Source organism: Clostridium sp. CTA-17 (genome assembly GCF_054767895.1).
Genome location: NZ_BAAABF010000002.1, coordinates 111193 through 132893, shown reverse-complemented (window position 1 = coordinate 132893; position 21701 = coordinate 111193). Strand labels below are relative to the sequence as shown.

Genomic DNA, 21701 nt, shown 5'->3' with positions numbered 1-21701 from the left:
ATATCAAACTTTATAAAACATATAATACTTAAAATATAACCTGATTTAAAAGTCTTTATTATATAATACCATGATCTAACATAGCATCTGCAACCTTTTTAAACCCTGCAATATTAGCTCCAACTATTAGATTTCCATCATGACCATATTCAGAAGCTGCATTTCTAGAATTATAGTATATATTTTTCATTATATCCTTAAGTTTTGCATCAACTTCTTCAAAAGTCCAAGACATTCTTAAACTATTTTGACTCATTTCTAAAGCTGATGTTGCGACTCCACCTGCATTAGCAGCTTTTGCTGGAGCAAATAAAATTTTATTATCAACAAAAAGTTTTTGAGCTTCTAAAGTTGAAGGCATATTTGCCCCTTCTCCTACAGCAATTACTCCATTATCAATTAAAGTTTTTGCACTGTTTACATCTATTTCATTTTGAGTAGCACAAGGAAGTGCTATATCACATTTAACATTCCAAATTCCTGAGAATCCCTCAGTAAATTTAGCAGTTTTAACATAGTTTACATATTCAGAAATTCTTCCTCTTTTTACTTCTTTGATTTCTTTTACAACTGCTAAATCTATTCCATTTTCATCATATACATACCCTGATGAATCTGAAAGTGCAACAACTTTTCCTCCAAGCTCCTGAACTTTTTCAGTGGCATATATTGCAACATTTCCTGAACCTGAGATTACAACAGTTTTCCCTTCTATTGTTTGCCCATTATCTCTTAACATTTCATCTACAAAATATACTAAACCATATCCTGTTGCTTCTTTTCTAGCTAAGCTACCACCATATGTTAAGCCCTTACCAGTTAAAACTCCGGCATCTACTGAATTTTTAAGTTTTTTATATTGACCAAACATATAGCCTATTTCTCTTCCTCCAACCCCAATATCTCCTGCAGGAACATCTGTATTAGTTCCTATATGTCTATAAAGTTCACTCATAAAGCTTTGGCAAAATCTCATTATCTCTCTATCTGATTTTCCCTTAGGATCAAAGTTAGATCCTCCTTTTCCTCCTCCAATAGGAAGAGTAGTTAAAGAGTTCTTAAATATTTGCTCAAATCCTAAAAATTTTATTATGCTTAAATTAACTGAAGGATGGAATCTTAATCCTCCCTTATATGGTCCTATAGCACTATTAAATTGTACTCTATATCCTCTATTAACTCTTACATTTCCAGCATCGTCAATCCAAGGAACTCTAAACATTATAACTCTCTCTGGTTCAACAATTCTTTCTAATATTCCCTCTTCTATATACTTAGGATTCTTTTCTAAGACAGGTACTAAAGAGTATAATACTTCTTCTGTAGCAGCTAAGAACTCACTTTCTCCAGGGTTATTTTTCTTTAAATCTTCCATTAAATTATCTACATATTTTTTCACTTCCATTTTAATGCCCCCTTTTTTATGTTATCTATAGATTTTAAATTATCTATATTATTTAAAAACTATAGTTTTAAGCTATTACTTTAGGAAAATATTTTCTCAATTAAATCTTATTTTATATTATAGCACAAAATACCAGTTATCAAATAATAATCTTTAATATTTAATAAATTGATAAATTTAACTAAATTTATATTATAAATAAATATTTTTAACATTATAAACAGAAAAAAGGTAACTTTATTTATTAAAGCTACCTTTTATTTTTATTACCTAATAACTTTTTGTGGATTTGAAAAAAAGAATAAATCAAGCATTTTTTGATCTATTAAAACTTCATATGCAACCATTTTAGTTTCCCATCTAACTACGATTACATAAACTTTTTTTCCTTCTTGAATATTGTTATAACATTTCTTTACTTTTGCATTAGAATATTTATTTAATTCACTATTTCCTAAAGGCGCAACAATTTCAACCTCTCTTAGATTTATGTTACCTTTTACTTTTCTTCTAACTCTTTCATAAATAGCACTTATTTCAAGTTCTCCATCAGTAAATTCATAGTCATATTCAACCATTGTTAACCTTTTAGCTATAAAAAGCGGCAAACATATTACTATTAAAAATATCAAAGTCGGTATCAATCCTGTAAAAATAAATATTCCAGCTGCTAAAAATAAGGAAATAATCATAGCTGGCACTATCATCTTATGTAACTTTGATTCTTCACCACTTATACTTAATTCATAAAACTTCTCCATACCCGTCTCCCTTTTCCATTTGCTTTTTCTTACATTATATCATAAATTTCTTTTTAATTTTATATACTAAACCTAGTAATAAATATTAATTTTTTGTATTATTTTAATATTTATATTATTTAAATTTAACATTAAAATAAATTTATTTTGCAATTTTAGAATTTTAATCTTTCATTTTTTAAAATAAAATGATAAAATTAAAAAGTATTAAATTTTGATAGGAGTGTTAAACTATGGATAAAAAGACAGCTATTGATTGGAATAATCTAGGCTTCTCTTATATTAAAACAGATTACCGTTACATATCTCACTATAAAGATGGTAAATGGGATGAAGGAAAATTAGTTACAGACAACAAATTAAGCATAAGTGAAGCTTCAACTGCCCTTCACTATGGCCAACAATGTTTTGAAGGTTTAAAAGCTTATAGAACAAAAGATGGAAAGATCCAACTTTTTAGAGTAGATGAAAATGCTAAGAGAATGAATAAATCATGTGATAAACTTTTAATGCCTGAAATACCAGTGGAAAAATTCATAGATGCCTGTATGCAAGTTGTAAAAGCTAATGAAAGATTTGTACCTCCATACGGTACTGGTGCAACTCTTTATATAAGACCTTTCATGATAGGTGTTGGTGATAATATAGGTGTTAAATCTGCTCCTGAATTTATATTTTCAGTATTCTGCCTTCCAGTTGGTGCCTATTTTAAAGGTGGAATGAAGCCTGTAAACTTTATGATTGCAGATTATGATAGAGCCGCTCCTAAAGGAACTGGTGCCGCTAAAGTTGGTGGAAATTACGCAGCAAGCTTAAAAGCTCATGAAATCGCTGCTAAAAAAGGGTTTGCTGATTGTATATACTTAGATCCAGCAACTCACACTAAAATTGAGGAAGTTGGAGCTGCAAACTTCTTTGGAATAACAAAGAAAGGTGAATTTGTTACTCCATACTCAGAATCAATTTTACCAAGTATAACAAAATACTCTTTAATGCAAATAGCTAAAGATTATTTAAAAATGCCTGTATCAGAAAGAGATGTTTTAATAGATAACTTAGATGAATTCGCTGAGGCTGGTGCTTGTGGTACAGCTGCTGTAATAACTCCAATAGGAGGAATAGAATATAAAAATAAACTTCATGTTTTCTATAGCGAAACTGAAGTTGGTCCTACTACTAAAAAACTTTATGATCTTTTATCTGGAATGCAATTTGGAGATGTAGAAGCTCCTGAAGGCTGGATATTTGAAGTTAAATAATACATAAAAAAAGAGAGTGAGTAGTAAACTCCTCTCTTTTTCTCTTAATTAAGAAAACTTTCTTTTATTTTACTTAGTAATTCTTTATAATTATCACCAGAATCTATTATCCTAAAAGTTTCATAATTAACCTTAATAAACTCTTCACTTAATGATAAGTTAATATAATCATCTCCCATGTATACATTATACTCATTTAAAATTACTGGATTTTTAAAAGGTTTAACTATTTTTATTTCCTTAATATCCTCATATAGACTTGCTATATAATTTTCATCTTCTATTTTATAATTATTAAATTCTGAATCATTTTTCTTTTCTGTAACAACTATAAATTCTGGATTTTCTTTTAGCATATTAAATGCTATCTCTAATTTAATAGGCATAAAGAAATATGAACAAATAATAATTGATATTATCATAAAAAAAGTAATAACTAATTTATTAAGAAGCTTCATATATTCCCTCAAAATTAATTTCTTACTTTAATACTATTCCCCTTACATCTAAATTATGCTTTTTAGCTAAATCTCTATATATTTCTAGCATATTATTTTCTTCAAAAAACATAGGAAAACTCAAATTGTAATTTCCCCATATAGTCATAGGCTTTTCCATAAAATATATAGTACAAAAGAATAATTCCCTAGTATTTAATCTAGTTATAAATGACATAAGATCTTTATTGTCAAGCTCAAAATAAACACTTTTTATTTCCTGTTTATTAATATTGTCTATCAAAATATTTTTATCTCTTTCATCTAATCCCTCTGAAAGCCTTGCTAAACTCTCATTTTCTAAATCTTTTATGTATAAATCTACTATTACTTTTCCCTTATTAAGCTCTAATGCTTCATTAAAGAAATTAATAAAACATTCTTCTTTTATTTGAAAAGACTCATTATCCCCATTATATTCTAAAAGCCCGTTTGAATATTTATCAAATCCATCTAATATATTATTAAATCTTACCTTTATTTTATTTTTAAATTCATCTTCACTTATAGATTTTAAGATTTGGCTCAAAAACAACACTCCTTTGCTTAACTTATTATGCTTATTATACACAAAGCTTATTTTATTTGGCTATATTATTGAAAATTTATCTCTTAAATTACATTTTAAAGGCTATGTTTCTACTAAAAACATAGCCTCAATTAATTCATTTTAAAGTATTTAATTATTAGTAATATCTAAAAACTACCTTGAGGTTCTTATTGTTAATGATTCTTTCTTTGATATTTCTCCATTAGAATACTTTGCTGCTATTTTAAAGTTATAGATAGTATGTCTATTTAATCCCTTAAATGTATAGCTTGTTTCATCACTTGAGATCTCACCAACCTTCTTTCCATCCTTATAAAGAATATAACCTTCTAATCCAAAGGTATTCTCTGGTGCTTCCCATGAAACTGTTACATTTTTCTTATTGATTGTAGTAGCTTTAAAATCTTTTACAGGACTTACTACTATTTCTTCTTGTTCTTTTCCTTCTCTAGCAATAATTTCATATATTTTCGGAGCTGGTTTTGAACCTTCAAATTCAAATTTAACCTCAGTTATATTATTATCTACTTTTAGTTTATTAATTTGAGCATTTAAGCATCCAATCTCTATCCAATTTCCATCTAAATCTTTTACGCTTACCTTAGCCTGTGAAATTCTGTTTTTATCCTGTAATATTTCTAACTCTGAAATATTAGTTACCCTACTCATTTTATATATTAAGGAATCTCCATTCTTTACTGATTTAGCTTCATATGCTGTTGACAAATCTTCATCATGAAGAGCATTAAAATTGCCTTCTGGAGTACCACTTGCTAAATTTACAACACTTTCATCAAATTCTGGTGCTGTCTTATTAAATTCAATTTCATAAATTTCAACCCAGCATCCATAATTGTGTCCATTGGATTGTATCTTAATATATCTTGCCATTTTTCCCTCTGCATTTGCAGATGCAACCATTTTTCCATCTTGTGAATTATATGCTAACTCTCCAAGTGAAGTCCAATTTACTCCATCCTCTGAAATCATATATTCAGAATTTCTCATGAAATCATTTGCTCCAAAATAAGTGTTTATATCATATAATGGCATTACATTACCTAAATCAATTTGTATACTATGTCCTGAATCTGATGGCTTATTTGACCAATATTTCGTGTCCATATTTCCATCTAAAGCTTTATCTATAGTATAATTTTCATGAGTTCCTATATTTTCAGTAATAGTTGGTTCAGCTTTATATACTGGTAAAACTTCCAATTTTTCTAAATTAATATTCTTTGAATTTTCTCCAACATTAATAATTCTTATAAAAGTAGCATCAACCACCTCTAAAGTCTCTAAAACATTTTCATTTGTTGATTTCTTAGCTGTAACCCATTCCAATCCATTTATTGAATATTGAATTTCTATATTATCATAATTATTAGCAAGTAAGTTTATTTCTCTTAACTTTGTTGCCTTTGGAAGACTTATTCCTATATAGTCTCCATTCTTAAGAGTAACTTCTCCTAAATCTTTTAAAGAGTATATTCCTTCTTCAAAATTAACTTCCACATCCTTAAGATTAGTAAGGGATGTGTTTATTTCTGGCTCATACTTTGGTAAAACTACTTTTCCTATATTTTCTTTAGCATAATCTATACTTTCTTTTACTAATAGCTTAAGAAGTTTTGTTCCTACTGAAACAACATATTCTTTTGGACCATCACTTTCTAAGCTTTCAATTTTAAATGTTTCCATTAAATCAAGTTTTTCTTGTGCTATAGAATTACTATCCATCCATAATTCCAAATTTCCTTCCTCTGAAGCTATTATAGCTTCCATAGCAGCAGTGCCCGCTTCTCCTAAAGCTTTATATGCATTTAAATGTTGTTCTATCTCATCTAATAGATTTTTATTTGTAACTTTTGAAGTAATATTTTCATAATCAGATACTATTAATTTAAATTCTTCTAACAAATCCTTGGCTGGTTTAACAGCTGATTGTCCATTCTTCATAGCCTCTTTTAAGACATCTATCTTTTCTGATAAATACCAAGATTCATCGTATTCAAAAGGACCACTTGCTCCTCCATCATCTTTTAAATAACATGTATTTGACGCAAATCTCATAAACTCTTCTTTCACTTCTGGCACAAACTTTTCTATAGAAGTCTCCCAACTTTTCATATAATCAAATGCATCAGTATTCCAAGTATAATCAGCTATACTATATAAAGCTACCTTTGAAGCTTCAGCTTGATTCATTGGATTTGAGAAAAATCCACTAACATTATCAAGATCTTGATTTAAATTATGAAGTGGAGCCATTAATATTCTACTATCACAATAATCATTTACTGGATAATTCCACCAAACAGCTACATCCTTATCAACACCTGTTTGAACCTTAGGCCATTCAAAAACTTCCTTAGATACATTTGACATTGTTGCATGTCCTGTCCACATTACTTGAATATCATCATGTAATGTTTGCATAAAAGGTTTAAAATATCTATCCATATTTGGACCCCAAGCTGAATTATATCTTGCTGATATAACTATCATGGGAGCTACATCTCCCTTAGCTTTTACAAATTCTGTGTCTATTTTATTTATCCATTCAGCTTGCATTTGTCCTCTTGACCAGTCATCTGTATCATCAAAAAGAACTCCAAATTGACGAACTCCTAAATCATAAAGTTGTTCAAATTTATTAATAAGAGCATCGAAATCTTCATCTGTAAATTGAAGAGTGGCTCCTGGATGAATTGTCCAACAGAAATTAAAATTATTTTCTGCTCCTGCCTTAGCAAGTTCTGCAATTTGCTTTGCCTCTTTTTCTGGGTATAAGTCTTTCCAGTTTAACCTATGATAAGGATCATCCTTAGGAGCATAAATGTAAGTATTCATCTTATACTCACTAGTATCCTTCATTAAATTCATTCTATCTTCATGACTCCAAGGTACTCCATAAAAGCCTTCTATAAATCCTCTAAATTCTATTTCTGGATAATCTGCTACTACAACTTCCGCAAACTTATTTTCCTCATTAGACTGCTCTAGAATTTGACTTAAAGTTAAAACACCATAGTAAGCACCATCTTTGTCAGAACCTATTATAGATATATTCCCTTTTTCATTAACATCATTACTTGTTTTTAGTACATACCCTTCTTTATGAGTTAAAACATCACTATTTTCTTCTTTTCCTTCAGAGCATACATCACAGTGATCCCCCTCTGAAGAAACTATAATATTAGCTTTTCCCTCTTCAACATTTTCTGACACTTTGAAAGATATATTGTTTTCATTTAAATCTCTTTCAAGTCTTTTAGATGTTGCTTCTTCTTGTTCACCATGATAAACTATGTTAACCTCTCCCTCTAAAGTCATTCCTTCTACAGAAGAATGTTCTAAACTTTGAGGTACTGGATAAACTTCAGCTTCTACTCTTTTATTACTTTCTCCATCTTTACTATTTTCTCCACTATTACTTGCAAAGGCCGTAACTGAAGTTGTAGTTATTACACTTACTGCACAAGTAGTAGCCAAGGTACTTTTAATAAGCTTTTTAATCTTTTTCTTATTCATTTAAATCCCCCTATAAAAAATTTTTAATTTTTAAATTGTGAATAAGCTTAATCTTAATTACAACTAAAAATATAAGTAATCGTTTAAAATTTATTTATAGACTTTTCTATAAAAATTACTCATTAATATATAAATATATTCCTATTTAAACCATAATATGTATTAAATTAGTTTTTAAATAAACTTTTTATCTTTCAGAAAAAATATATTTTTTAGCTATAAAAGATTTTGAATTGCATATAAAATGTACTATTTAACATCTATTTCCAATAAATCTATAAATTTTAATACATATAACAAATTGTTTGATGGAATACTAAAATTATTATTTGTTACAAAATATGTTGAGGTGATTTTACTGTGTTTAAATATTTTAAGAAAAACGCACTTATTATTTTTTTAGTGTTAAGTATTTTTACTAGCTTTTTTATTAATAATACTTCAATTGTTTTAGCAGAAGATAATAATGTACATTTAGTTTTAGATACTAAAAATATTAATAATCTGCCAAATAATTTCAGAACAACATCAGATTTAGAAAGATTAAAAAATCTATCTAATATTAACACGAAAGGTTTAGATACTCTCAATATTTCAGGCAGTCAACAATTTGCTCCTAATAACCTTTCACTTTTAGTGACTTCAACTAAAACCAATTTACCTATAACAGTTGTAGATTTAAGACAAGAATCTCATGGATTTATCAATGAATATCCTGTTAGTTGGAAAGGAGCAAAGAATGCTGCCAACTTAGGTTTAACAAGAGAAGAAGTTATTGATACTGAAATAAATCTTTTAAACAGTATTACCTTAGGAACTCCAATACAATTTTTTAATAATCCTAAGCTAACTGTTATTCCTGAGAAAGTTCTTTCTGAAAATCAGTTAATAAAAGCTAATTCTATGGATTATATTAGAATTCCAGTAACTGATGGTAAGCTTCCTACTTACGAAATGGTAGATTTTTTTGTTCAATATATAAATTCAATGCCAAAAGACTCCTGGCTACATTTCCATTGTAAGGAAGGGATAGGAAGAACAACAACTTTTATGATTATGTATGATATAATGAAAAACTATAATAATGCTACTCTTGATGAAATAATATATAGACAATTGGTTCTTTTTGGTCTCACTGAAAAAAATTTTAACTCTTTTTTAAGTAAAGAACGTTTGGATTTTTTTACTAAATTTTATCAATATGTTCAAGAAGAAAATAATGATTTTAAGACTAGTTGGAGTCAATGGCTTAATAAAAATAATTTTCCTCTAGTCACTATCCGCTAAATATATAAATATTATTTAAAGAAAAATGATGTATTAAAACTTAAATATAAAACTTATAAATATCATGAAATATATTTATAAGTTTTATTTATAGTTTATTTTAATACATCCTTTATTATTCTAAGCTTCCTTTAAAAAGCTATATTGAGCACAATACAGATTATAATAATATCCTTTTCTATTTAATAACTCTTCATGAGTTCCCTCTTCAACAATTTTTCCATGGGAAAGAACAAATATTTTATCACAATCTCTTATGGTAGAAAGCCTATGTGCTATAACTATAGAAGTTCTTCCTTCCATTAGTTTCTTTATTCCTTCTTGAACTAATCTTTCTGTTTCAGTATCAATATTAGCTGTTGCTTCATCTAATATAAGTATTCTTGGATCTGAAATTAATGCCCTAGCAAATGCTATTAACTGTCTTTGTCCTAATGAAAGTCTTGATCCTCTTTCATTAACATTTGTATTATATCCCTCTTCAAGTTTTTCTATAAAATTATGAGCATTTACAGCCTTTGCAGCTTGTATTATTTCCTCATCAGTAGCATCTAGTTTCCCATAACGTATGTTCTCCTTAATAGAAGAAGCAAAAAGAAATGAATCTTGAAGCATTATTCCCATTTGACTTCTAAGGCTTTCCACATCTACAGTACTTATATCAATACCATCTATAAATATTTTACCTTTAGTCGGCTCATAAAATCTACTTATAAGGTTTGTTATTGTAGTTTTTCCAGCTCCAGTTTCTCCAACTAAGGCTATTTTTTCTCCTGGATTTAAGGTGAATGTTACATCTTTTAATGCATGATTCCCATCATTATCATAGGAAAAAGTAACATCTTCAAAATGAATTTCTCCTTTTATCTTTGGAAGTCTTTCTTCTGCTTTATTATTTACCATATCATTCTTAGTATCCATAATATCAAAAATTCTTTCTGCTGCTGAAAGATTAGTAACAAAAGCGTTATAAAAGGCTGATAAATTCATTATAGGTCTCCAAAGCATTTCAATATACATTATGAAGGCCATTAAGGTTCCTAATGATAAATTCCCACCTCTTGTTAATTTATACCCTGCAAATAATACTATTGCAATTCCAAAACCTCTGCATATATCCACTGTAGGCCAAAAATAATCTTGAAGTCTAACTGCATGTAAAAAACCGCCTGAATGTCCTTCTAGATGATTTTCAAATTTTTCTCTTGAATACTCCTCTCTATTAAATCCTTGAACCACTTTCATTCCTGAAAATGCTTCATGGGTATAACCTAAAAGAGCTGATCTATTTTCCCTAAAAACTCTCCACCTTTTATTTGATTTTATTTCTATAAAAAACATTCCCGCAAAAAGAAATGGTAAAACTGTTAAGCAAACCAAAGTAAGACTTGGATCCATTAAAAACATCATAAATATTACTAGTAAAATTGTAAAAAGGTTTGGTATTAAATTAACAATACTATGATTTAACAAGTTATTTAATGCATTAACATCACCAACTACCCTTGATAAAATCTTACCTACTGGTCTACTATCAAAAAAGGAAAAACTTAAAGTTTGTATATGAGTATAAAGTTCATGTCTTATATTTACTAATATTTGATTTGTTATTTTACTCATAGACATAGTTCTTATTTTTGAAAGTATCATTGCTATTATATTTAATAAAACTAAAACTGCTCCTATGCCAAGTAATCCATTTACATCCTTAGCAGAAACAAATTTATCTATAGAAACCTTCATTAAGTATGGATTTAATGTATTACAACTCATAATAAGTAAAAGCATTAATATTATTCCTATAGTTTTCCACTTGTATGGAGCAACATATTTTAGAAGTCTCTTTATAGTCTTCCACTTATGAGTTTTTTTCTCATTTATTTCTTCCATTATCTCTTCCCCCTTTTTAATTAAAATTTTAATATTATTGTATAAACTCTAAATCTTGAAATTGATGACAATATACACTATAGTAATATCCCTTTTTCTTTAATAAACTTTCATGATCTCCCATTTCAACTATTTCTCCATCTTTCATGAAAAGTATTATATCGGCGTCCTTAACCCCAGATATTCTATGAGCAATTATAAATGTAGTTGCTTTATCTTGCTTTTTAGATAAATTTTTAAGCACATTAAATTCTGTCTCCATATCAAGTGCTGATGTAGCATCATCTAAAATTAATATTGGTGTTTTTCTAACTAAAGCTCTGGCTATTGCTAACCTCTGTTTTTGACCACCTGAAAGACCTAAACCTCTTTCTCCAACTTCTGTTTCAAATCCTTCAGGCATTTCTTTTATGAAATCATAAGCACAACTATCCTTTGCTGCCTCTATTATTTCATCTTCACTTTTATTTCCTCCAAAATCTATATTATCTTTTATAGAATCAGAAAATAAAAAGGTATCTTGAAAAACCACAGCCATATTTTCTCTTAATTTATCTAAATCCCACTTTTTCACGTTAACCCCATCAATCAAAACCTCTCCAGAAGATACATCATAATGCCTTCCTATTAGAGAAAGAATCGAACTTTTACCACATCCTGTTTCTCCCATAATCGCTACAGTACTTCCTGCTGGTATTTTTAGATTTATTTTCTTTAGCACTTCTTCCTCATTATATCTAAATGATACGTTCTTAAATTCTATTTCACCTTTAACCTTATCTGGATTATAAGAATTCTCCATAGAAGTTATTTGAGGCTTTCTTTTAAGAATATTAAATATTTTATCCATAGATGCTCTATTTTGAGACATCATATTTGCAAGACCACCTATATTTTTCACACAAAAAGATAAATTTAAAATATAACTACTGAAAGCTAAAAGTGTTCCCATAGTAATATTTCCTTTGATAACCAAGTATCCTCCATAAATTATCATTGCTACAGGAGTTAAATTTGTTAAAAGATCAATTACAGGCAAGAAATTGCTTAAAATTCTTGCTTGAGTTATATTAAGGTCATAATAATCCTTATTGACCTTTAAAAACTTTTCAGTTTCATATTTTTCTCTAGCAAAAGCCTTTACTAATCTTATTCCTGCTATATCTTGTTGTGCCATAAGATTTATATCAGCCACTTTATCACTTATTTTTGAGTAATTTCTATGAAACTTTTTATTAACTAAAATAGCCAAAACCCCTACAGGAAGTAAGATAACTAAACAAATTATTGTAAGAGAAGGACTCATACTCATCATTATGGTTACAGATATAATAAATAATATTATTCCTTCTATAAGTAATCTAAGTCCATAAGATATTGTTTCCCAAACTATATCTACATCTTCACCAATTCTTGACATAAGTTCTCCTGTATTGGTGCTATCAAAGAATGAAAATTCAAAGCTTTGAATCTTTTTAAATAAGTCCATTCTAATTTCTTTGCTTACATTTAAAGAAAACTTATCAAATAAAAACTCTTTAATATATCCTAATATTCCACGTAAAAGTGATAATCCTAAAAAAACTCCAAAAAATAATCCCAATTTGCTTTTGTCACTTCCTAATAAAATATCATCAACAAATATTTTTTGAAGATATGGGAAAAAACTATCTATGCCTAAAACAATTATCATAGCTAATATCGGAACTATTAAAAATATCATTCTTTTAGATATATAATCCTTAAATATCCCCATACATATGCCCCCTTTATTTATATAATTTAATCTAATATCACTTAGCAATCCTTATATCACCTTACCTATATTCACATGATTCCCCTCCTTATAATTAAAATAAAAAAACACCTATGTTCCTTAAGCAAAACTATGCTTAAAGACATAGATGTCCTATAAAATAAAGAATATAACAAAAATTTCTAGACTAAGTTAAATAGGAAGACTTTAAAACTTCTAATTGGCAAACTACTAATGTTTTATATTAAAAAGTAAGGATTCTATTAAAACATACGACATTATTATATAAAACTCTTCTTAGCCTTATGAAATTTTTATTATAGACTTTATTTTATTTCAACAAAAAGCATAGCTTCTCAGCCATGCTTTAAAATCTAGAAAAGATTTTATAAAATTTTATGGAAAGTATTAGAAAAATTCCATAAAAGGAGCCATTGACTGAGTAAATACTAATTTTATTGTAAAAAATAACAAATACACATTATTCATATATTTATTATCAAATTTTTTCATCAAACTGCCTCCTTTCATAAATTTAATCTTATAATTATTATACTTTATATTACTCAATTTTCAACCATTTTATTATATTTTTTACAATATTTATCATTATAATTTTTTTATACTCTTAGTTTCACCTTTCATTTTCATCAAAAAGCTCTTCTTCATAATCACAAACATCATATGTCTCACTACCATAATCTTCATCAGTAATATTATTTGCAATATTTTTACTGGCTTCCTTTATTGCATCAAAAGTAAAAGGTATATTATTTTCATCTTTTTTAAAATCTTCAGCTTCAAAGGAATTAGCTAAATTCAATATTTCTTCAAGCATTGTTTTTGCTCCCTTAATTATATCATTGAAACTATTCTCATTTAATTCATTAAACATACCAGTTGCACCCAATATACTTGGGTTTTGGAATAAATCTAAATTATCAAAATAATATTTAAAGTTATCTTCTTTTTCACTAAAATTACCTATAGAATCTTGTTCTGAATTCAAATCTTTATTTATATCTTGATTTTTATTGGTATCATATTTTTCTTCTATATCCTTTTTTTGAACCTTCTTATTTATAAATTCTTTATCAGTATGTTCTATAATAGGAATTTTTTCTTCCCTCTTATAATTTAGTTTATTTCTTTGAAGAATTATCCTAGTAAAACTAAATCCATCCCTTAAAACCATTCTATAAATTTTCTTCTTGAAAGAAGGGTGTTCTATAGTCAATACGTAAATTCCTAATGGAACTAAAAATTCTACTATTCCAGCTAAATCTGTCTCCCCTTCATATTTTTCTCTTTGATTTTCAATTCTTACTATACACTTTGTAATAGGCCTTTGATCTTCATCTAAAACATTTAAAAAAACTCTTTGATTAATCATAACATCTATTAAGATTTTACCCTCTTAATATTTTCACACTCCGAAGAATATTATACGTTATATAATTATTCTTAAATTTTGTTTTTGTTAATAAAACTTATAAAATAAAAAAACACGGAATAAAACCGTGCTTTCTTATTAATTAAATATATAGAATTTCTTCTCTATTTCCTTTAATTTCTCCTTAAAATAAAAATTTAAGAATTTTATAAATTCAAAATAGCTTTTAAGCTATAATATTTTCTTTTTCAGTATTATTAAACTTCTTAAACTTTTCAATAAAATTATCAAACATATAAAGATAAATCATCATTACACCCATAGATAACAATATTGCTACAGTAAGTATTTCACCTCTTCCAAACTTTAACATCTCTTTGTTGCTTATTAAAACACTATACAATAATAAAGATACTAAATTCTCTAATACAACAACTTTTCTCAATGTAACTATTGTCTTAACATCTTGTTTTTCCAAATTCTTAATATCTTCATCTCTTTTACAATGAAGATCATATACAAGATAAGAACTTATTCCTATTTCAACTATTATAAAAATTAAAGCTATAAAAAATCCAAATACCATATTTGCCCCCCTAAATTCTCCAGCATCTTGTAATCGTTTCACTAATTATTATATCATCATATTATTACATTTCCAACTAAATATATTCAAAATTAAATGAATTGATGAATCTTTATATGAATGATATAATTTGCATACTTAAATTAATTACTAGAAGAGGAGATTTTAATTTGGAAAATATAAAATCAATATTTTATTTTTTATTAGCTGGAGTTTTTGAAATAGGTGGTGGTTACTTTATATGGCTTTGGCTTCGTGAAGGAAAAAGTTTAATATATGGAATTATAGGTACTTTAGCCCTAATATTATATGGAATTATTCCAACACTTCAACCTGAAAACTCTAATTTTGGAAGAGTTTATGCTACCTATGGTGGAATATTTATAGTTTTATCAATCTTATGGGGATGGAAAGTTGATAATATTATTCCTGATAAATTTGATTTAATTGGTGGATTTATTGCCTTAATTGGAGTTTTAATCATAATGTACGCTCCAAGAGGTTAATTATAAAAAAATAAAATTAATTCTTAAAACAAAAAAAATGATGGCAGTTTCTGCCACCATTTTTTTATTTATTCTAATAAAATATAGATTCTCTATTTTCTTTCTTATTAAAATTAAAGACTGTAAATGCAAGTATTATAAATATCCAAGAATAAGGATATGTATATCTATCTTGGAATTCTGTTATTAAACCAAATAAGGATGCGCCCCCAAAAATTATATAAAATAAATCTATTGAATAATTTCTTTCTAGTCTATTTCTGTAAAGCCCTATATAAGTCATTATGACTAGAAAAATCCAGAAAAATTTCGTGTATACAATTCCTTCTGTACTCATTCTTATTAACATCTTTCCTTCGGTTTTTCCCAGCATATCTAAATATTCTTCTCTGTTATACCCCTCATCTAATCCATTTTCTGCCCAATAAGCCCCAGCAAAATCTCCTGTATTCCATTCATTCATAAACTTTGTTATGTAGAATGTTAATAGCTTTAATTTTGGTGTTTCTGTTAATCTATCCTTTATAATGCTCTTAGCCTCTTCATCAACTTTTTCATAATCTCCATCATACTTATTAAATATTGCAGAATCCTCTTCATTCCATCTGCCTTGAGATTCTATATTTGTTCCTTTTAACATTGATATACTTAATGGCTCAGTTCCATGCCACAGTGGATATTCTGTTATATTTAAAGCTATTAATAAATAACTAACTAATGCCCATGGTAATATAAAACTTAAAATTACATTTATTACTCCTAAAATCTTCAACTTTATTCCTTTTTTAAAATATATAAAAATATACATAATATACGCAACAATAACAACATAACCAACAGGTCTAAATAACTGAGCCAAACTTAAAAATATGCCTGCTCCACAAATTAATAAAGAAGTTTTCCACAAATTATTAGATCTATATCCCTTTAAAATCAGTAATATACTTATAATTAAAAGCGGTATAGCCATATTCTCTGAACAAAATACATTATTGTAAATAATCATAGGTGGAAAAATAGCTGCAAAAGCCATAACCCCTATACCTATTTCCTTGCTTCTAAATACTTCTTTTCCTAAAAAATAAAGTAATACTACATTTATCATAGAAAAAATTATATTAATAAGTTTAATGGCTACTAAAGGGTTAGAAAATATATTCCTAATTAATGCAAAATATAATACTGTTATTGTCATATGAGGAAATCTTCCCATATAAGCCGTTCCCTTGAACATATAAGTTGCTCCACTTAAGAAATCTCCTGCACATATAAACATTCTATTGAAATCTCCTACTGGAATACTATCTATATTATAAAACCATAATAATCTAACTACTAAAGCTATTATTAAAATAAAGGTCATTAAAATTACTTTGTTTACATCTTTTTTTATAGATATATATATTCCTAAAATGAATAGAATGCTAAGAACTATTAAAACTAATGAAAATTTAGTTACTTCGTCAAAAAGATATGATTTTACAATTGTTCCTCCAATTATAAACAAAATTAATATTCTTAATGCCCAAACCAAGAAAGTATCAAATCCTTTTTTTAAATCTATCATGCTTAATCTATATTTAACTTAATAAAGTTTATATAGAATTCACCTCCCTATTATTCTTTGTTTTATTAGTATATACAAATTATACCTATGTATTGGTATTTTTGTAAAATAAATATATAATAATTTGTTTATTAATACTTTTTTAACCTTTTTGTAAATTTAAACCTTAATTTGTAAAATATTATTATAAATGTACACTTTTTTATAATTTATTAAGTTTACAATTCTATTTAATTATAATTTAAATTAATACAAGGAGGCACTATATGAAAAAACTTTTTACAACTTCCCTCTTAATTCTTTCAATGATTTTTCTAATAGGATGTGGATCTAAAGGTGAAAGCAAAAACTTTGGGCTATCTGTATTTGGATTAGAAAAGTTTTCTGGATTAGATAAACCTGAAGATAATATTAAAATAAATCTAAATGGTAAAGTACAAGACTTAAGTTTACCAATATACTTAGATAAAAATAGATATTTAATTCCTATAAGCGAAATAATTAATAATAACAATGGGGAGTTTAAAATAGAGGATGATTCTTTAAACATTAAATTTGAAAATAAAGATATTAAAGTTAATTTAAAAGATAATACTTGGATTGATTCATCAAAGGAAAATCCAGAGGCTAAGAAATTTAAAATTGACCCTATAGTAAAAGATGATACTGTATATATGTCTTTAATTGATGTTGCTAATATGTTTGATTTAAAAAGCAGATGGAACTCAAAGGACAAGCTAATAAAATTATATAATAATAAAGACATGTTAGATGTTAAACCTTATAAGGGAAAAGGCCCTCAAAAAGGTATAATAAGATTTGAAGATGTTGCCTCTACTGGAACTGGAACAGAATATGATTCACAATATCTTGAGACTATAAGAGTTATGGGAAGATATTTAGGTAAAAAAAATGTACCTTACCATATCGCTTGGATACCTAGGTATATAGATCCTGAAAAGAAAATAGATAATGATCCTTCTAAAGAAAATGACTTTGCTAATGCAGAGCTTATATACACTTTAGACTTTGTAGCTTCTCATAAAGGTGAAATAGGATTACACGGATATACTCATCAAATAGGTAATACAATTAGTGGACATGGCTTTGAATTTGGAAAATACAATCCTTCTGTAGAGGACTTAAATACAAGAGTTGATAAAGCTCTACAAATATCTAAAGATCTTGATATAAAAATAAATTTCTTTGAAGCTCCTCATTACACTATAAGCAAAGAACAAAATGAAGCTTTAGAAAAGAATTTTAAATATATATTTAATGATTATGATGAAAATAACCATCAATCAAAGCCTATTAAATCACCAACTGGAAGTGGTTCTTATTATGTACCTACCCCTCTTTATTATATTGAGGGTGGTAAAGAAAATGATATGTTAAATAAGATAAAAAACATGTCTAATACTACTTTTGCTGGGATGTTTTATCATCCATTTTTAGAAGCTAAACTAATAGATTTTAAAGATGGACAAGATGGTTACCCTGAAGATAATTATAAAAAGCCATCTATAATCCAAAAAGTAATTGATGAATTTGAAAAAAGAAATGTATCTATTATTTCAATAGAACAAGTTTCTGAAAAGTAAATTTCACTTTTAAATAAAGGTTAAATCCAAATTATTTATTTTTAATTTGGATTTAATCTTAAATTCCTTTTGATTATTTGTTATTCTTTACTTCTTCCCATATCTTAAAAAATAATCCTACAAAGAATAAAGTTAAAAATAATATCTTAAACCCTTGAATACTGTTATTTAATCCATAAAAAGCTATTATAAAAATTACTATAATAGTTCCTAAAGATACTATTTTGTTAAAGACCTCTAAGGAATGTAAAATTATATTTATACTTATAATCATAGCAAAAATCAAAAAAATTATAGCTATAAAAGTTATAAAAATAATAAATATTTCCTTTAAAGCTTCATCCCCCTTTAAATTAAGTATTTCATAGATATTATTAAATCCCACTTCTCTTTCTGTTATATTTAAAAATATTAAATTTGATATAAATGCAAGGCCTATAGCTAAAAGATTTCTATCATCATAAGATATATCTTTAAAAAACTCCTTCAAAGATTCCTCCAAAAAAATTACTTTACTAAACTATATTCCTGTTAAATTTTAATATAACCTCTTAATCTAAAGTTAAAAATAATATTTAATATACTCATAAAATTTTAATTTTATTTTAAACTATAAAACTCTAATCTAAAATAAAAAAACATATGAGAACTAAAAGATTTTAATAGGTTTCTAAAAATTCTCATATGCTTTCAAATAAACTATATATATTCTCTTAAATCTTCTTCATTTGGAATAGCATCAATAGCACCATAATTTGTACATGTTAATGCTCCAACCTTATTTCCATAACTTATAATTTCTTTCCATGAATTTAAATCTAAATTATTCTTATCTTTTAATTCACTTACTTTCTTAAGAACAGCGCCAACGAAAGCATCCCCTGCCCCCGTTGAATCTACTTGATTAATTTTTATTGATGGAACTATCTCTGAATGAATTCCATTACTTAAAAGAGTTCCTTTTCCTCCTAATGTAACAGCTATTATTTTCGCTCCTAAAGAATGAAGTTTTTCAACTCCTCTTTCTAAATCTTCTTCCTCAGTTAAAAGCTTTATCTCCTCATCACTAAGCTTTAAAAAATCGCAAGAGCTTATAAATTTCTTACAGTCTTCTTTAAACTCTTCAATTCCTTCTTCTTTAATAAGCATATCTCTATAGTTTGGATCAAAAGATATAAAGTTTCCATTTTTACGTCCAATCTCTAAAAGTTTAAAATAAGTATTCTTAAGTTCACCTTTTAAGAATCCCGTAGCTGAACCAAAGTGAATTATATCATTCTTTTCTATTTTACTTAAATCAATATTATTAAATGAATATTCTCCATCACTACCTCTATGAAACTCAAAATCTCTTTCTCCATTTTCATCAATAGCTACAAATGCTAAAGTGGTATGTCCATCCATTTTAGTCATTTCAGTATTTATACCTATATTTTTTAGCATATCCACTAGAAATTCTCCAAAAGAATCATTACCAACTTGTCCTAAAAAATAAGATTCTCCTCCAAGCTTACAAACTGCTGCTCCAACATTTGCTGGAGCTCCACCAGCCTTTTTCTCAAAGTTTACTCCATTTTTAAGACCTTTTCCTATATCTTTTCCTATAAAATCTATTAATAACTCTCCTATACAAAATACTTTATTCATTATAATTCACCTCATTCATCTCCCATATACTCAAGGAATTTATTTTAATTTTACCCTCTTCTGATTTTAAACTTAAATTAAAACTATCTTTTTTAGGGTAAAGCTTTAATGATGCTACTTCAATTCCATCTTGAAAATATATTTCTACTGATGATTTATCCACAAACATATTAATTCTTAAATGCCCATTAGAATGTAACTTAAACTTCCTTATATCCTTTTCTCCATTAATCATTGAATTTCTATCTATTATACAAATTTCTTTTTTAAAATCATAAATTAAAGATGTGTGTTCTTCATCACTCTCCATAAAATTAATTTTAATCTTTGATGCTTCCTGTCTTTCTATATCTAGTTTAAGCTCATAACTATTTTCTTTTACCTCATTAAAACTTAAGTCTTCAATGAGTATATTTTTTAAGCTTACAATTTTATCACCCCTAAGTTCTCTTATCTCCTCTATAGGGTTTTGATGTAAAATTCCATTCTTTAAGGTTAGTTCTCTAGGCATTGTTAAAGAAAATATCCATCCATTCTCCCTACTACAGTGAAACTCTTCTTTTTCAGGAAGTCCCATCCATCCAATTAATATATTTCTTCCTTTTTCATCCTTAAATACTTGAGGCGCATAAAAATCAAAACCCATATCTAATTCCTTGAACTCATTATAATTTTTAAATTCTAAAGTATCATAATTTAAATTTCCTATTAAGTATCCCGATTGATATATGTTTTGATATCTAAACTCTTCTTCTTTAATTCCTTGAGGAGAAAATATAAAAATATCCTTATTATCAATTTTTAAAAAGGATGGACATTCCCACATAAATCCAAAATCCTCATAAGACGTTTTTAGTTCCCCATAAAACTTCCAATCATCTAAATCATTTGATTTATATATTACGCATCTACCCTTTAGCTTTTCAGTCTGTATTCCAAGAATCATATAATAATAACCATTGTTTTCCCAAATATATGGATCTCTAAAATGAGCTGTATATCCTTTTGGTAATGTAGAAATAACTGGGCCTAATTTTTTCAATTGTCCATTTTCTTCAAGAATCCCCTTGCATTGATAAGATATTCTCTCTCCTTTATCCCCTTTAACATTCCCAGTATAAAACACTTGTAAGTTACCACCCTTAACAATAGCTCCCCCTGAATAACATCCATCCTTATCAAAATATTCCTTTGGAGTTAAGGCAATTTTAGGTATTGAAAAATCTTTAAAATTCTTTGTTTTTACAATTCCCCAATGTTTATTCTTGTGCTCACAGCCATATGGGTTCCACTGAAAAAATATGTAATATTCTCCTTTATAATAACTTAATCCATTTGGATCATTTATAAGCCCAAAGGGAGGCTCAAAATGAAAATTATCTCTCCATATATCTTTAGTTTTATTATAATATTCTTTTGATTTTTTGTTTATATCTTCATCATTTAAAAACTCCAT

Annotated in this window: 17 protein-coding genes; 4 read left to right on the top strand and 13 right to left on the bottom strand. The window is 27.1% G+C overall.

Annotation, left to right across the window (positions count from 1 at the left end):
* Window positions 1–58 precede the first annotated feature (58 nt).
* On the bottom strand, window positions 59–1405 hold the full coding sequence (gene gdhA / locus ACYUCG_RS04905) for an NADP-specific glutamate dehydrogenase (protein ID WP_460268226.1): 1347 nt from the start codon (window positions 1403–1405) through the stop codon (window positions 59–61).
* Window positions 1406–1671: 266 nt separating this feature from the next.
* Window positions 1672–2166 (bottom strand): hypothetical protein, encoded by a 495-nt coding sequence (locus tag ACYUCG_RS04900; RefSeq protein WP_139933587.1) that lies wholly within the window; start codon window positions 2164–2166, stop codon window positions 1672–1674.
* A 233-nt stretch (window positions 2167–2399) separates the two neighbouring features.
* On the opposite strand from ACYUCG_RS04900, the gene ACYUCG_RS04895 reads away from it, so the two are divergent.
* The gene (locus ACYUCG_RS04895; protein ID WP_415318827.1) at window positions 2400–3425 is read left to right on the top strand and encodes a branched-chain amino acid aminotransferase; all 1026 of its coding nucleotides are present in this window, start codon (window positions 2400–2402) and stop codon (window positions 3423–3425) included.
* 44 nt (window positions 3426–3469) lie between these two features.
* Here the strand turns inward: ACYUCG_RS04895 and ACYUCG_RS04890 are convergent, their stop codons facing one another.
* The 3 genes from ACYUCG_RS04890 to ACYUCG_RS04880 form a co-directional block, all read right to left on the bottom strand.
* Window positions 3470–3883, bottom strand: a complete 414-nt coding sequence (locus ACYUCG_RS04890) for a hypothetical protein (protein WP_060796024.1) — start codon at window positions 3881–3883, stop codon at window positions 3470–3472.
* A gap of 22 nt (window positions 3884–3905) precedes the next feature.
* Window positions 3906–4451 carry a hypothetical protein gene (locus ACYUCG_RS04885; RefSeq protein WP_415318828.1) on the bottom strand — a complete coding sequence of 182 codons (546 nt, stop codon included), beginning with the start codon at window positions 4449–4451 and terminating at the stop codon, window positions 3906–3908.
* Between the two features lie 174 nt (window positions 4452–4625).
* Complete coding sequence (locus ACYUCG_RS04880) at window positions 4626–8009, bottom strand: beta-N-acetylglucosaminidase domain-containing protein (protein WP_460268225.1); 3384 nt, start codon at window positions 8007–8009, stop codon at window positions 4626–4628.
* 360 nt (window positions 8010–8369) lie between these two features.
* Here ACYUCG_RS04880 and ACYUCG_RS04875 point away from each other — a divergent pair, with 360 nt between their 5' ends.
* Window positions 8370–9296 (top strand): fused DSP-PTPase phosphatase/NAD kinase-like protein, encoded by a 927-nt coding sequence (locus ACYUCG_RS04875; RefSeq protein ID WP_460268224.1) that lies wholly within the window; start codon window positions 8370–8372, stop codon window positions 9294–9296.
* 120 nt (window positions 9297–9416) lie between these two features.
* Here ACYUCG_RS04875 and ACYUCG_RS04870 read toward each other — a convergent pair whose 3' ends face one another.
* From ACYUCG_RS04870 to ACYUCG_RS04855, 4 genes are all read right to left on the bottom strand, one after another.
* The gene (locus ACYUCG_RS04870) at window positions 9417–11186 is read right to left on the bottom strand and encodes an ABC transporter ATP-binding protein (protein WP_164787687.1); all 1770 of its coding nucleotides are present in this window, start codon (window positions 11184–11186) and stop codon (window positions 9417–9419) included.
* A 34-nt stretch (window positions 11187–11220) separates the two neighbouring features.
* Entirely contained in the window at window positions 11221–12942 is a 1722-nt protein-coding gene (locus ACYUCG_RS04865; protein WP_460268223.1) for an ABC transporter ATP-binding protein, read from the bottom strand.
* A gap of 634 nt (window positions 12943–13576) precedes the next feature.
* Window positions 13577–14335: a hypothetical protein gene (locus tag ACYUCG_RS04860; protein ID WP_460268222.1), complete on the bottom strand. Its 759-nt coding sequence runs from the start codon at window positions 14333–14335 to the stop codon at window positions 13577–13579.
* 226 nt (window positions 14336–14561) lie between these two features.
* Window positions 14562–14921 (bottom strand): hypothetical protein, encoded by a 360-nt coding sequence (locus ACYUCG_RS04855; RefSeq protein ID WP_139933595.1) that lies wholly within the window; start codon window positions 14919–14921, stop codon window positions 14562–14564.
* Between the two features lie 170 nt (window positions 14922–15091).
* On the opposite strand from ACYUCG_RS04855, the gene ACYUCG_RS04850 reads away from it, so the two are divergent.
* A complete protein-coding gene (locus tag ACYUCG_RS04850) occupies window positions 15092–15427 on the top strand; it encodes a YnfA family protein (RefSeq protein ID WP_283677797.1) in 336 nt (111 codons plus the stop codon).
* Window positions 15428–15500: 73 nt separating this feature from the next.
* Here ACYUCG_RS04850 and ACYUCG_RS04845 read toward each other — a convergent pair whose 3' ends face one another.
* The gene (locus tag ACYUCG_RS04845; protein ID WP_415341880.1) at window positions 15501–16994 is read right to left on the bottom strand and encodes a glycosyltransferase family 39 protein; all 1494 of its coding nucleotides are present in this window, start codon (window positions 16992–16994) and stop codon (window positions 15501–15503) included.
* Between the two features lie 266 nt (window positions 16995–17260).
* On the opposite strand from ACYUCG_RS04845, the gene ACYUCG_RS04840 reads away from it, so the two are divergent.
* A complete protein-coding gene (locus ACYUCG_RS04840; protein WP_460268221.1) occupies window positions 17261–18598 on the top strand; it encodes a polysaccharide deacetylase family protein in 1338 nt (445 codons plus the stop codon).
* A 73-nt stretch (window positions 18599–18671) separates the two neighbouring features.
* On the opposite strand, the gene ACYUCG_RS04835 is transcribed toward ACYUCG_RS04840, so the two are convergent.
* The 3 genes from ACYUCG_RS04835 to ACYUCG_RS04825 all read right to left on the bottom strand — a co-directional run bounded on the left by ACYUCG_RS04835 (window position 18672) and on the right by ACYUCG_RS04825 (window position 21701).
* Window positions 18672–19088 (bottom strand): zinc ABC transporter ATPase, encoded by a 417-nt coding sequence (locus ACYUCG_RS04835; RefSeq protein WP_415318831.1) that lies wholly within the window; start codon window positions 19086–19088, stop codon window positions 18672–18674.
* Window positions 19089–19297: 209 nt separating this feature from the next.
* Window positions 19298–20245 carry a carbohydrate kinase family protein gene (locus ACYUCG_RS04830; RefSeq protein ID WP_333961426.1) on the bottom strand — a complete coding sequence of 316 codons (948 nt, stop codon included), beginning with the start codon at window positions 20243–20245 and terminating at the stop codon, window positions 19298–19300.
* Window positions 20238–21701 carry a glycoside hydrolase family 32 protein gene (locus ACYUCG_RS04825; protein ID WP_460268220.1) on the bottom strand — a complete coding sequence of 488 codons (1464 nt, stop codon included), beginning with the start codon at window positions 21699–21701 and terminating at the stop codon, window positions 20238–20240. The genes ACYUCG_RS04830 and ACYUCG_RS04825 overlap by 8 nt, the downstream gene beginning before the upstream one ends.